At 58.2% G+C, this 13,610-nt stretch carries 13 protein-coding genes; 10 read left to right on the top strand and 3 right to left on the bottom strand.

All coding sequences use genetic code 11. From position 1 onward, the window contains the following. Positions 1-16: 16 nt before the first annotated feature. From BDI24065_RS27550 to BDI24065_RS27515, 8 genes are all read left to right on the top strand, one after another. Complete coding sequence (locus BDI24065_RS27550) at positions 17-697, top strand: OmpA/MotB family protein (RefSeq protein WP_175033940.1); 681 nt, start codon at positions 17-19, stop codon at positions 695-697. Positions 698-866: 169 nt separating this feature from the next. Further along, the gene (locus BDI24065_RS27545; RefSeq protein ID WP_175033939.1) at positions 867-2,729 is read left to right on the top strand and encodes a methyl-accepting chemotaxis protein; all 1,863 of its coding nucleotides are present in this window, start codon (positions 867-869) and stop codon (positions 2,727-2,729) included. Positions 2,730-2,834: 105 nt separating this feature from the next. Continuing rightward, positions 2,835-3,623, top strand: a complete 789-nt coding sequence (locus tag BDI24065_RS27540) for a hypothetical protein (RefSeq protein WP_175033938.1) — start codon at positions 2,835-2,837, stop codon at positions 3,621-3,623. A gap of 192 nt (positions 3,624-3,815) precedes the next feature. Beyond that, the gene (locus tag BDI24065_RS27535) at positions 3,816-4,271 is read left to right on the top strand and encodes a GNAT family N-acetyltransferase (RefSeq protein WP_175033937.1); all 456 of its coding nucleotides are present in this window, start codon (positions 3,816-3,818) and stop codon (positions 4,269-4,271) included. A 376-nt stretch (positions 4,272-4,647) separates the two neighbouring features. Continuing rightward, entirely contained in the window at positions 4,648-5,658 is a 1,011-nt protein-coding gene (locus BDI24065_RS27530) for a hypothetical protein (protein WP_175033936.1), read from the top strand. Beyond that, complete coding sequence (locus BDI24065_RS27525) at positions 5,655-6,266, top strand: GTP pyrophosphokinase (RefSeq protein ID WP_175033935.1); 612 nt, start codon at positions 5,655-5,657, stop codon at positions 6,264-6,266. Before BDI24065_RS27530 ends, BDI24065_RS27525 begins: the two co-directional genes overlap by 4 nt. Before the next feature lie 246 nt (positions 6,267-6,512). Beyond that, positions 6,513-8,240, top strand: coding sequence for an RNA-directed DNA polymerase (locus tag BDI24065_RS27520; RefSeq protein ID WP_175033934.1), 1,728 nt, complete (start codon positions 6,513-6,515; stop codon positions 8,238-8,240). Positions 8,241-8,497: 257 nt separating this feature from the next. Then, positions 8,498-8,752: a hypothetical protein gene (locus BDI24065_RS27515; protein WP_175033933.1), complete on the top strand. Its 255-nt coding sequence runs from the start codon at positions 8,498-8,500 to the stop codon at positions 8,750-8,752. A gap of 295 nt (positions 8,753-9,047) precedes the next feature. Here BDI24065_RS27515 and BDI24065_RS27510 read toward each other — a convergent pair whose 3' ends face one another. The 3 genes from BDI24065_RS27510 to BDI24065_RS27500 form a co-directional block, all read right to left on the bottom strand. Then, positions 9,048-10,283 (bottom strand): metal-dependent hydrolase family protein, encoded by a 1,236-nt coding sequence (locus tag BDI24065_RS27510; RefSeq protein ID WP_175033932.1) that lies wholly within the window; start codon positions 10,281-10,283, stop codon positions 9,048-9,050. A gap of 12 nt (positions 10,284-10,295) precedes the next feature. Further along, entirely contained in the window at positions 10,296-11,612 is a 1,317-nt protein-coding gene (locus BDI24065_RS27505) for an MFS transporter (RefSeq protein ID WP_175033931.1), read from the bottom strand. A 133-nt stretch (positions 11,613-11,745) separates the two neighbouring features. Beyond that, entirely contained in the window at positions 11,746-12,657 is a 912-nt protein-coding gene (locus tag BDI24065_RS27500; protein ID WP_175033930.1) for a LysR substrate-binding domain-containing protein, read from the bottom strand. Between the two features lie 69 nt (positions 12,658-12,726). Between BDI24065_RS27500 and BDI24065_RS27495 the strand changes: the two genes are divergently transcribed. Both BDI24065_RS27495 and BDI24065_RS27490 read left to right on the top strand, forming a co-directional pair. Beyond that, complete coding sequence (locus BDI24065_RS27495; protein ID WP_217481836.1) at positions 12,727-13,125, top strand: hypothetical protein; 399 nt, start codon at positions 12,727-12,729, stop codon at positions 13,123-13,125. Between the two features lie 43 nt (positions 13,126-13,168). After that, positions 13,169-13,396: a hypothetical protein gene (locus tag BDI24065_RS27490; RefSeq protein ID WP_175013407.1), complete on the top strand. Its 228-nt coding sequence runs from the start codon at positions 13,169-13,171 to the stop codon at positions 13,394-13,396. The last annotated feature ends 214 nt before the right edge of the window (positions 13,397-13,610 follow it).

The following is a 13,610-nucleotide window of genomic DNA, read 5'->3' as shown; positions in this document are numbered from 1 at the left end:
CCGGAATTCCAATCGCATGACTGCTCGAACTGACGGTGCATCCGCCGCCGATCGCGACGACGACGAACTCGAAGGCGCGCAATCCGGCCGCTGGCTGATTTCGTACGCGGATCTCATCACGACGCTGATGGTGCTGTTTCTCGCGTTGTACGTGCTCCAGCTCGCGAAATACAACGCGCTCGACGCACGGTACCAGACGCTTGCGCGGCATGCCGAAAACGCGGCGAGCGCATCGGCTGCCGCTTCCGCTGGCGTGACGCCTGAGCACTCGCCGCCGTGGCTCGCGTTGCTCGATTCGTTGAAGTCGAACGGCCGGATCTCGCTCGTGAAGGCGCCGCATGGCGTCGAGATCGGCATCGACGCGAAGATCCTGTTCAATGTCGGCGATGCGCGCCTGCTGCCCGATTCGTCGCCCGTGCTGAACCAGATTGCGCAGGCACTGAGCGATCACGCGACCGGCGACATTCTCGTCGAAGGGCATACCGACAGCGTGCCGATCGCGAATGCGAAATACGAATCGAACTGGGAGCTGTCGTCGGCGCGTGCGGGGAGCGTCGTGCGCTACCTGACCGAGCGCGGCGTCGCCCCGCATCGGCTCGCGGCGATCGGGCGGGCCGATACGCAGCCGCTCGTCGCGGGGGACGATGCGGCCGCGCGGGCGCGAAACCGGCGTGTCACGATCTTCGTTGCATACTGATTCGCGCTGAATTTTTGTCGATCTTGCGTCTATAGGCGGCCGCATATGCCCGCCTGACAACAACATAACGAATCTCGCATGATGAACATCTGAAATCAGCGATGCGGTTCTGCGCATGCATGCCGATAACCCAATCTGGCTCAGACCGAGCGGTTATCGAGGGTTCCCCATGCATTTCTGGCGCAAGCTTTCCATACAGAACAAGCTGATTCTCAGCATGACGAGCTGCCTGCTCGTGTTCGTCGCGATCTCGAGCGGACTCAGCATCCGTCTGATCGGCAACGCGGTGCGCGATCGCGTCGTCCGCGAAGAGCTGCCGACGGCCGTGAACGGCATCCGCGCCGACGTGCAGCGGCAGATGGCCGGGCCGATCGCCGCGTCGCGGATTTTGGCGCGTGACGCGTTCCTGCTGCAATGGGAAGCCGACGGCGAACCCGACGCCGGCACGCGCAACTGGATCCAGCTCGCGAAGAACGTGAAGGACGAGCAGAAGGCGGCGTCGGTGCAGTGGGTGTCCGTGAAGAGCGGCAACTACTACAACGAATCCGGCCTGCAGCGGAAGGTGACCGACAAGGATCAGTGGCTGACCGGCTTCCTGTCGTCCGGCAAGGCGTTCGACGTGAACATGGACCGTGAGGTGACGGTCGGCGGCTACATGATGTTCATCAACAGTCGCGTTGAACTCGACGGTGTGCCGATCGGTGCGGCGTGCATGAGCTTGTCCGTCGATGCGCTCGCGAAGGGTATTGCTGCGTATCGGATCGGTGAGACCGGGTTCGCGTATCTCGTGCGTCCCGATGGCGCGATCATGATGCATCGTGATACGGCGCTGATTGATGGCAAGCATTTCATGAAGGATCAGCCGGGGCTGCCTAGTGATGCGTCGTCGACGCTGTTGGCTGGTCAGCCGTATGCGTATCTGAGCTACAACGGCGACGGCGGTGCGCGATTCATCGCGACGTCGTTTATTCCGGAGTTGAACGCGTATGTCGTGGTCGAGGTGCCGCAGGCCGAGCTGCTCGGGCCGGTGACGCGTGCGATTCGTAGTGCAGCGCTGGTTGCTGCGGTGGTGGGGCTGGGTGTCGCACTGCTCGTGATCTGGCTGGTGGGGCGCGCGATTGCCGCGCCGATCCGCCGGGCGGCGACGTTGCTGTCGGAGATCGCAAGCGGTCAGGGCGACCTGACGCGCCGGATGACGGTCGAGAGCCAGGACGAGATCGGGCAGTTGTCGGATGCGTTCAATCGGTTCGTGTCGTCGCTTTCGACATTGGTGCACAGCATTCGCGCGGCTTCCTCGTCGATTGCGACCGGGTCGGCGCAGATTGCGACGGGGAATGCGGACCTCAGCGAACGCACCGAAGGGCAGTCGAGCAACCTGGAACGCACGGCTTCGTCGATGGAAGAGATCACGGCCGTGGTGCGGAACAACACCGAGACGGCGACGACGGCCGCGAAGATGATCAACGGCGCTTCCGATACGGCGGCGCGCGGCGGGCAGGTGGTGGGTGAAGTCGTGAGCACGATGCAGGAAATCAGCGACGCGTCGCAGCGGATCTCCGAGATCATCGTGATGATCGACAGTATTTCGTTCCAGACGAATATTCTTGCTTTGAACGCGGCTGTGGAAGCGGCTCGGGCCGGCGAGCAGGGGCGCGGGTTTGCGGTGGTGGCTTCGGAAGTGCGGAATCTGGCGCAACGCAGCGCGCAGGCGGCGAAGGAGATCAAGGTGCTGATCGAGCATAGCGCGGGGACGGTGAATACCGGGTCGCGGCTGGTGAGTGAGGCCGGGAAGGTGATGCGCGATGTTGTCTCGCAGGTTCAAGGCGTGAGCGCGATGATGAGCGAGATCGCCGAGGCTAGTCTGGAGCAGAGCGCTGGTATCGATCAGATCGGGGACGCGGTGCAGTCGCTCGATCAGATGACGCAGCAGAATGCGGCGCTGGTGGAGGAAAGTGCGGCGGCCGCGGCGAGCTTGAAGCAGCAGGCGGCGGAATTGACAAGGCTGGTGTCGGCTTTCAAGGTGGATGAGTAAAGTCTGATTCGCGATTTAGAATAAGGCGTTTCTGAGGGACGGCTGCCGTGGGGTCACGGCAGCCGTTTTTGCATGTCGGCGCGGGATTTGGTAACGCTTATAAAAATGAAACGCATTTCCAAGTGGAAGATCGGGGTGGGGGCGGCGGTGCTCGTCGCGGTGGCGGCTGCGGTGGGGGCGAAGGTGATTGCTTCGCCTACCGATTCGTATCTTGCCTATCGGAAGAAAGCCGTCGACACGATTACAGCGGCGCGGATGGAAGATCAGGGGGATCTGGACAAGAAATACACGGCTGAGGTGAGTGCGCGGCTGGTCAAGCTTGTCGGGACGGTTAGGGCGAGAGGCTTTTCCGCGAAGGCGGGGAGTACCGTGGATACCCTTTACATCGACAACGGGATGACGCCCGGGCCGGACGGACTGCTTTTGAAGTCAAATGACGGGAAGGTGAATCTCGTTGTAACGACGGTTCCGCTTTTGAAGGCCTGGGTGGCGACGGCCGATGCGGGGATCAAGTCGGCGGATGACGTAGCCGCGATTTTCGATTACGAGACGTTTTACACCGACGTGCTCGGTGGCGACGCTGCGGAGTATCGATTTGCTGAATTGCCGGTGAAGCGGAAACCGGCTGATGCGGTGGTGAAGGCGTTGTTGTTGGGTGACAGCCAGGACGGGATGCCGGATGGGCCGAATACGTTGATGGTGTCGGTCAGGCAGGGGGCGCGGGTTTATCTCATGTGGCGGGATGCGACGTTGCCGACGATTGTCGCTTGCAGTGCGGGGCACGTGGCCGAGGAACAGCGGCCAGCCTGTTTCGCGCAGCAATTGCCCAAGCAGAGGCGCTATTCACGGTTTGTCTCGGATGCGCAGGCGATGGTCGATGCGGTTGTTCAATAGGATGCATTTGTCTTGATGGTCGGTGAATCGGGCGATCTCACGAGGTGATCGGATTCGCCTGGTTTTTTGAGAGGTTCGACAGCGCCGGAGACATCGCTGAGAATTAGCGTCTGAAAACCGGACGGCCATCGATGTCGCGCATGGCTTCGTCGCCGGGTACTTCAATTTCCCTTTTGCCCAGCTTTGTCAGCCATGACTATCGCCTTCGAGTCTCCCGACCAGCCCGATGTGATTGCTCTCATCGCCGATCTTGATGCGTACCAGGACACCCTATACCCGCCTGAGAGCCGCCACGCTCTGGATATCGCGTCACTGAAGCAATCCAATGTGCTGTTCGCCGTTGCGCGGGACAGCGAGGGCAAGGCAATCGGGTGCGGGGCGATTGTCCTCAACCCCGAGTTCGGCGAATTGAAACGCATGTACGTCAGCCCGCGCGGGCGTGGGCAGGGTGTGGCGAGGAAGCTAATGACTATGCTTGAGCTACGGGCGGTCGACTCGGGTTGCAAGGTGATCAGACTTGAGACTGGACCCTATCAACATGAGGCGCTGGCTTTGTATGCATCTGCCGGATATCAGCGAAGGGGACTGTTTGGCGATTATTCGGACGATCCGTTGAGTGTTTTCATGCAGAAACACATCGGGTCCTGAGGGGCAGACTAGTGCGGACTCGAAATGGCATCTAGTGATGTCCAGTTGGTGGTCTAGTTTCGGGCATCTATGGACGTTAATCCATACTTGCACTCGGACGTTCGAATGTCGGCTCCGCCTCGCGTGCTCTGTGCCCTGAAATTCAGAGGGAGGGCTGCTCCACGGCATACCTTGGTCATCAGACTGGCTCGACTAAAAATTGTCGCTTGATGACAGATTGACCTGCCCCTAAATTATCAGAAGACACTCTAGTTCTTTCCCTTATCTACGCAAAGAAAGAAGCATCGATCGAAGCCGATCTGATACGCTAATCAGGAAACTAAGAAAAAAGGTCGACCGAGTTAGATCTACTCTAGGGCATCGGGGGAATTTGAGTATGTCAATCGAAAGCATCTACAGTTTTCTGACCTATCCAAAGAACCATGAGCGGGCTGCCGATTCCATCGATGGTATCCACATCAGACCAGACAAGGGCAAGCTTTCCAAGATGCTTTCGGAAGTATTTGATAGCGCCAAGTCCCGGCGCGATGTTCCGGTCACATTCGTTTCCGACAATCAAATCAATCCGATCCGGGAGCAACTGCTTGCCTTCTTTGCGAAGCCGAGGCTAGCGAGTGCGCTCCCGTTGGCACAGTCATTGCAAGCCGCAACGCCTGGCACTGCAGGTATGGGGCTATTCTTCGTCTGTCTGGGTGCTGACGAGGGCAAGGCAGGTAAACGCACCGTGCTTTCTCGCTTCGCTGCGGACGAAGGAGTTGTAGCTAGTAAGAACGGCAGCGCGCTAAGTGTGGAGTTTGTTGAGCAAGTTTTTTTAAAGAATGCACACACGTACAAAGCTGCGACATATCGGCACGAAGCGGGTAAAAGCGACGCATGGAAAGGCATCGCCACAGATCGACAACTAAATCACGGATCGAAAGCAATCGCCGATTATTGGATTGTGGACTTCCTGCGCTCAGAACTCACAACCACCGCGGCGGAGGGGACCCGTCGGCTCGCCATTGCCATGAAGGATGCAAGCAGGTCTACCAGCGACCCTCGAGTTCGTGGAGAGATCGTCGCAGCCGCGCGACTCGCGGGCAATTTGACATCAAACGCAATGACTATTGAACAGTTCTGCGATCAGTTCGCGATGTCCCAAAGGGCCAAAGACGCAGTAAAAGCCGCTGTCAAGCCAGCGCGTCTCATCACTGAATCATTTCGATTTGATGCCGACGAGTTCATTAAGCATGTCCCATACAAGCAAATAGAACTGGATAATGGTGCAACTTTGTCCGCACCGACGGATAGATTTGAGGACATCTTCCATCCGGAGAAAATAGGTGACGCCCACGCCTATTCCACTCAAGGGATGATCGTGGACGAAAAGCTGAGGTCAAGTCGATGAGTGACGAAGAACTTTTCGCTGAGTATTCGCGCCGGCATGCGAATGTTCTTTCTCCCTTGGCTACGGGCCTAATGTCATTCCTAACTCAGCGTCTCGACGGCATAAAACACATCGATCGAGTCAGCGCACGCGCCAAGGATCCTGCGCGATTCCTCGCAAAGGCAGTCAAAGAAAACGGCGGGAAGCGCAAATATTCCGACCCTTTTAGTGAAATACAGGATCAGGTCGCCGCTCGTATCATTGTCTTCTATCTGTCGGACGTTGAAGCGGTCGAGGTAGCAATCATGAAATACTTCAATCGCATCGAAGCAAACTCAGTCATACAAGATTCGCCAAAGCAATTTGGCTACGAAGGTAGGCACCTTGTGTTGGCGATTCCTGAAGAACTATTCGAGGATGAAGAGCACAACGATGCCCCGGATTTCTTTGAGTTGCAAATTAAGACGCTTTTTCAACATGCATGGGGAGAAGCCGAACACGACCTATCCTATAAACCGTCGTCACCGCTAACCGAACTTCAAGCGCGGGAGATTGCGTTCACTGCAGCGCAGGCTTGGGGGGCAGACCAAATGTTTGCCAAGCTCGCTAAAGAATTAGCGGCTAGATAAATTTTTATATTTCGGTGACGACCGGGATCCAACTAGACGGTGATGACTGCAGTAATCTGCAACCCGCCATTCAAAGGAGACGAGTTCGAGCATCCGAGAAGTGCCGGCATCTACCGTCGGCATCCGCGGCATCCAACTTTCACTTTAAAAGACAATCGCTGGATTCGATTTTTCCGTATCAAAGAAAAACGGAATGTTTTTGTGATCTCTACTGGTAAACTGTAATTTATATTACAAGAATTAATAATGACAATTTACAAAAATCTTCTTGCGCGTGGTTATTTCCCGAAGGAACTACCTCCTTCATTTTTCTCCGATCATTTCGCGGCCTATGCGACGTCAAAGGCTGGAAGGGCAGTTTTGGATAGCTACAAGCCTTCTGACAATTTTACCGAGTGCGTCTCCTACCGCCTCGCGTTGCCTGGATTAAATCATCGACTGCTTCGTATCCCTCATCCTTACTCTTATTCAAAACTGGCTAGGATAACCGCGAAGAATTTTCGACGCCTTCTTCAGAAGGCTGGCAAATCAACTTTTTCCAAAAGCCGCCCTGTGTATCAAGTTGGACAACGACGTGCGTTACGCACACTTGTCAAACCTAGCAGCTTGGCACGCGAGCGCGCTTTGAGCCGCGGGGGGGCGTCGCATCTTCTTAAGGTCGATATTAGTCAGTTTTATCCGTCTCTCTATACTCATGCGGTCGGTTGGGCAGTTGATCCAAAGCTCCGGGATCGAGCAAATTGGTCAAAAAAATCTTTGGTTGGCAAACAACTTGATCAAGCTTTAATGGATTTGCAGGGGAAGGTGAGCCAAGGAATCCCTATTGGAACTGACCTCTCATTTCTACTCGCTGAAACGGTTTTATCGCAAGTTGATAATTCTATAGATATCGGCAAGAGCAGCGCCTACCGGTGGTTCGATGATTATGAATTCGCATGTAATACAAGAGAGGAGGCTGAAAGAATCCTATCCAGCCTTCAACGAGAACTTGACAGCTTCCGGTTGCGCCTCAACCCCAAAAAAACACAGATTATTGAGTTGCCGCAACCGGCGAGTGATGGCTGGCATGACGTAATAATTGATGCGAGTAAAACTGCATTCTCTCGCCCTCACGCGATGGTCAGGTATTTTGATATTGTATTTTCTCTGGCATCAGGACACCCCGAGCTACCAATATTGCTGTATGCAATCGGAGCGCTTTTCCAAAATCATAAACCTTGGGATTCTGTCCTTCGTGTGGCGGAAAGTTGCATCTCCCAAGCTATGCTGCGAGAGCCTGGCTGCGCCCAAAAAGGACTGTCGCTTCTCCAGTTCTGGCAAATTAACGGTTGTCCGATTGATAGAGCGCTTTGGGCGCATACGGTTGAGCAGATTATCCTGCGCCACGAACGGAGCGGCGCCAGCAGCGATGTCGCATGGGCCTTAGCTTTTTGCATAGCCCAAAAGCTGCCGGTTTCAAAGAAAGCCGGCCGCATTCTCGCCTCTCTCGATGACGACGTGATATCAATTCAGTCATTGCACGCTAATTCATTAGGGCTGGTTAGTGGCTTATCGAAATCTGGAATAGAGAAGTTTCTCTTAAAAAGCGAGATGGACGGAAACCATTGGTTTGCAATATATGAATCTGTTCGTCATGGTTTTCTGACTAGCCTTGCGTTGAAAGTGACAAGCAATAATCTGATGAATGATATGCTTAATAAAGGTGTTACTTTCTACCGTCCCACTTTGCCATCATACTCGTTAGTGATTCACTCTGGTGGGGCTCCTGATTGGATTACTCGAAAATGGATCAAAACCATTACCACTACAAATCCAGAGAAGTTTGAAGAAATTTTTGCTGGCAATTCCATACTTGCGCTGATGGGAGAGGACCTAAAGAGCATCCCACACCAGGAGAAAAATGAAATTGAGATTCTCCTCGACTTGATGAGCATCGAGGAACCGGACACCGCTGTTTTTGAGCCTTACGCTTGACTCTCTGATGCCTGGACATCCTGAACTTCCGGGGGCGTTCGCAGCCCGCTCAGATATGTCTGTGGGTGTTGACGAGCAGCCATTGGAGTTCGGATGTCTTGATAGTCCGCTCAGGGTCGCTTCCGGCCAGTCGCCATACTTCGATGCCGTCTTGGCTTATGCGAAGCGCATGAGGTGTAGTCGACCAGTAGTGGTCGTTCGACCCCATTGACTAGATCGTCGATAATGCGGTTATGGACCGCACCGGGATCAGAATAATGAACACAAAACGAGAGTTTTTGCTGCCGTTCGGGATCGAAATCACCGTCGAACACGGAAATGTAAGTATCGAATCTCACTTGCCAGAAGTGCTACCCAGCTTCCACGATCCCGTCGGAAGTGGACGCATTGTCGGAGTTGTCGAAGGGGTGGAGCAATTGTTGCGTTCGCTCGCTCGTGTTGGCATCGATTTATCCCATCCGCACTTCGCAGAAGCAATCCTCGACTGCGTAGCCAACCTTCGATCTGGCTGATCGGCATCCAGCCCGACGTGTATCTCGTATTCAATTTCGATCTTCGGATCATCACCATCCAACCTGATCGCAGGGCGCTGAACTGGCGAGAGCAGCCTTACGGCGCGGCCGCCCAAGAAGAGGAACCGGAATAAGCAACAAGCGCCGCTTCGCGCGGCTCTTGTTGCGGGATTGCTGTTTCCGCGTGAGCACAACCGAGAGCGGGGGCTATTGCGGGCCCCGTGCCGGTGTTGATACTCACCTTTAACGATTGTCACGGCCGCTGTACACGGCGCGATCCACGCAACCGCAAACCCTAACCCGCCCGCACCTTCACGATCTTCCCACGCTGCAGCACATATTCGACTCGCTCCCCCTGACCGGCCACCACCCCGATATCCTCAAGCGGATTCCCATCGAGCACGACCAGATCTGCAATCGCTCCCGCCGCCGCCACCCCGAGCTGCCCCTGCATATTGACGATCTCCGCCGCCACGGTCGTCGCCGACCTGAGCGCTTCCAGATTCCCGAGCACCTCCGCCCGAATCCGAAACTCGCCAGACTGAAACGTATGCATTTCCCCGAGCAGATCCGACCCGAACCCCATCTTCACGCCGGCGTTCGCATAGATTTCCAGCGATTCGCGTCCTTTCTGCTGAACGGAGGCCACCTTCGCCACCGATTCCGGCGGCATCCCAAACTCCGCACCGTGTTTGGCAAGCGCGTCATAAGTAACAAGCGTGGGCACCACAAACGCCCCGCGCTCATGCATCAGTTTCGCCGCCGCCTCATCCACAAGATTCCCGTGCTCAATCGTCCTAACCCCACAGCGCACCGCCCGAGCAATCGCCCGCCCCGTATACGCATGCGCCATCACATAAGTATTCGCGGCCTCGGCTTCATCCACGATCGCCCGAATCTCGTCCTCCGAATACTGCGTGTTCGCAATCGGATCGGTCGGCGAAGCCACGCCACCTGACGCCATGATCTTGATCTGCGTCGCGCCTTTCTGAATTTCTTCACGCACAGCGAGCCGCACACCCTCAACCCCGTCCACCACCCGAGCAATCGCCCCCGTCCTGAAGCAGCAAGAACAAGGCTCCAGCAAATCCCCGCGAGGCCGAAAGTCCCCATGCCCGCCGGTCTGCGACAACGCCTTTCCCGACGGAAAAATCCGCGGCCCCGACACCAGCCCGGTTTCGACTGCCTGCATCAAACTCCAGTCCGCACCGCCTGCATCACGCACGCTGGTGAACCCGCGCGACAACATCGCATCGAGAATCGGCAACGACCGAATCGCGGCAAGAATATTCGGCTGCGTCGCATTCGCGCCGAGATTCGCATTCGAAGCCAGCACATGCACATGGCAATCGATGAACCCCGGCATCACGGTATTGCCGCGCACGTCGATCACCTGCGCATTCGGAAAATCCACCGGCCGATCGGTGACTTCGACGATCCGGTCGCCGTCGATCACGACATGATGATGGTCGAGCAGCACGCCCCGTTCGAGATCGAGTACGTTGCCGCCTTGCAGCACGGTAATGGTCATGGAGAGAGATCCTTATCGATTGACGGAAACGGCACGCTTGGCGTCCTTCACGAAGCGCGTGCCGATGAAGCTGACGGCTGCCGCGAGGGTCACGTAGAAAGCAGGCGCCATGTTGCTGCCGGTGCGGGCGATGAGCCAGGTGATCAGGAACGGCGCGAAGCCGCCAAAGATCGTGACCGCGAAGTTGTAGGCGACGGACAGCCCGGTCGACAGCACCTTGGTCGGGAACAGTTCGGCGAACGCCGCGAGGATCGGCCCCGTGTAGATCGCGATCAGCACGCCGAACACGGCCTGGAACACGATCAGCGACGTGAACCCGGGCGCATGGTTGATCCACGCGAACATCGGCCACGCGAGCACGAAGATGGCAAGCGCCGATCCGGACAGGAACACGCGCCGTCCCCACACGTCGGCGAGCCGGCCGACGATCGGCGAGCAGCACATGATCATCAGCCCGCCGACCATGCCGGCCGCGAAACCGGTCGATTGCGGCAGATGCAGCGTGCGCACGGAATAAGTCGGCATGTAGAAGAGCAGCACGTAGGTGCAGACGGTCCACAGAATCACCATCGAAAAGCTCGCGAACGTCTCGCGCGGGTAGGTGGACAGCACTTCCTTCAGCGGCGAGCTTTCTTTTGCCTGCGCTTCGACGGCACTGAATGCGGGCGTCTCGTCGATATGGCTGCGGATGAAGTAGCCGACGGGCCCGACGATGATCCCGAGCAGGAACGGCAGTCGCCAGCCCCAGCTATGCAGCGCCTGCACGTCGAGCGACGTCGTGACGAAGGTGCCGGTCGCGGCGCCGAGCAGCACCGCGAAGCCGATGCTCGACTGGATCCAGCTCGAGTAGTACGCGCGCTTCTCCGGCGGCGCGTATTCGGTGAGGAACGCGGTGGCGCCGCCCATCTCGCCGCCGGCCGAGAAACCTTGCAGCAGCCGCGCGACGACGATCAGCAGCGGCGCGGCGATACCGGCCTGTTCGTAGGTCGGCGCGAGCCCGATGAGCGCGGTGCCGGCGGCCATCATGAGGATGGTGAGCGACAGCGCGGCCTTGCGCCCGACCTTGTCGGCATAGATGCCGAGCACGATGCCGCCGACGGGCCGCATGAAGAAGCCGACGCCGAACGTCGCGACGGTCAGCAGCACGGACGTCAGCTCGTTGCCGGTCGGAAAGAACAGTTTCGCGATGATGACCGCGAAGAAGCTGTAGACGGTGAAATCGAACCATTCGAGACCGTTGCCGATCACGGTCGCGACGATGGCGCGGCGACGCTGCTGCACTGCCGCATCGACGGCAGGCGCGGCGCGCGGGGAAAGCGTTCCTTGCATGGTCTCTTCCTTGGTCAGAAGACGGGACGGGCGCCCCGCGTGAACCCCATGCTAAGGACAGCGCGATTTTTTTCTGAAACGAAAGATTCGCATGCACGCATGCGCTGCACGCATGCGTTGCGTTCCGGATGAGTCAGGGCGCCGTCTGCCGCTCCGCCTGTTCGAACAGCCAGCGTGTGAACAGGCGTGCGGCGTGGTTCTGCGCGCGGTCGTTGGGCGAGATCACGTAGTAGCCGCCACCGTGGCTCGCGGATGCGTCGGTCACGCGCACGAGCAGCCCGGCCTCGATGCACGCGTCGATCATGTAGCGCCAGCCGAGCGACACGCCCTGGCCGAGAATGGTCATCTGCACGATCTGCGGATACGAGTTGATCGTGATGTCTTGCGGTTGCGTCTTCTGCCGGTCGATGTCGTTCTGGTCGAACCATTCGGACCACGACATCCACTGACGTTGCCCGTCCTCGAGGCGCAGCAGCGTCTCGTTCGCGAGATCGGCCGCGTCGAGCGTGCGGCCGGCCAGGTAACCCGGCGCGCAGACGGGAAACACTTCCTCGTCGAACAGGCGGCGCGCGGTGTATTCGGCGGGCGCCTGCTGGCGCACGTAGTAGACGCCCACGTCGAACTCCGCCGGCGACATCGACGCAAGCCCGTCGCGCACGATCAGCCGCAGCTTGATGTCCGGATACGTGGCGCGAAAATCGGGCAGCCGCGGCGTGAGCCACAGCAGCGCCACACCGGACGAGCACGCGATCGTCAGTTCGAGATCGCCGTAGGGTTTCATCACGTCGTGCGTGGCTTCCGCGCATTGCGTGAGCAGATGGTGCACCTGCGCCGCGTATTGCTCGCCGGCGATCGTCAGCCGCAGCGAACGATGTTCGCGCACGAACAGCGAGCGGCCGAGGAATTCCTCGAGCTGCTGGATCTGCCGGCTGATTGCGCTTTGGGTCAGGTGCAGCTCGGCGGCCGCGCGCGTGAAGCTCGCATGCCGCACGGCGGCTTCGAACGCGATGAGGCACTGGAGGGGCGGTAGGGGCGTGATGCGCATGGCGGGCGTGAAGGTCTCGTGGCTCGCGACATCATAAGCGCGGATCGAAAGGAAATCACAAGCTGACGCATGGGGGAAAGCCCGACCGTCTGGGGCGTAATACAGATTTACAAAGTCCGGGCGATGCGGCGTCAACAGTGGATCGCGGCGGGGCGTTCACTACTGCGGGAACAATCCCTTTCACGACAAGACGGAAGAACTGCACTCATGAAACTCAAATCCATCCCCGTGATTCTGTGCGCCGCTTTGATGGCGAACGCCGCGTTCGCCGACGAGCTTCACAACAAGGCAATGGCCGCCACGCACGATCTTCAGCGGTCCATCGAGGAAATGCACATCATCCAGCAGGAACATGGCGGCGAGTTCGGCGGCCACATGGCGCGTGCGGAGCAACTGGCCCGGCAAGCCGAGCAGGAGCGTAATGCCGCGCTCGAGTACTACCGCGCGCGACATCCCGGCTGGCAGTAACCCCAGTCCGCCTCACATGGCCACGACGTCTGGATGATCAATGATGAAAACGAAAACCTGTTACACCCTGGTCGCGTCGCTGCTGTTGGGCGCGTCGCTGTCCGGCTGCGTGGTGGCGCCGGCTGAACCGCCGGCAGTCGCCCCTGCTGGCGTCGTCTATGTTGCGCCGGTCGGCGTGATGCCGGCTCCCGGCTATTCGTGGCGCTATCACCCGCACTATGGGTGGGGATGGTGGCATCCGCACTACGGCTGGCATCGCGGCTGGCGTTGATGGGTGACCGTGCGCGGGAAGGCCCGCGCGTCGATCGCGGACGCAGAGCAGGGTACTCGCGATTTAGAATGACGCGTTTCTGAGTGACGGCTGCCGTGGGATCACGGCAGCCGTTTTACCTATCCGCGCAGGATTCGGTGACGTCCATAAAAATGAAAGGATCCGAGCGGGGGCGGTAGTGCTGCTCGCGATCGTTGCAGGGGGGCGGCGAAGG

The sequence above is a fragment of the Burkholderia lata genome (assembly GCF_902499025.1).
Taxonomy (GTDB): domain Bacteria; phylum Pseudomonadota; class Gammaproteobacteria; order Burkholderiales; family Burkholderiaceae; genus Burkholderia; species Burkholderia lata_C.
This window is presented reverse-complemented; position numbering and strand designations above follow the sequence as displayed.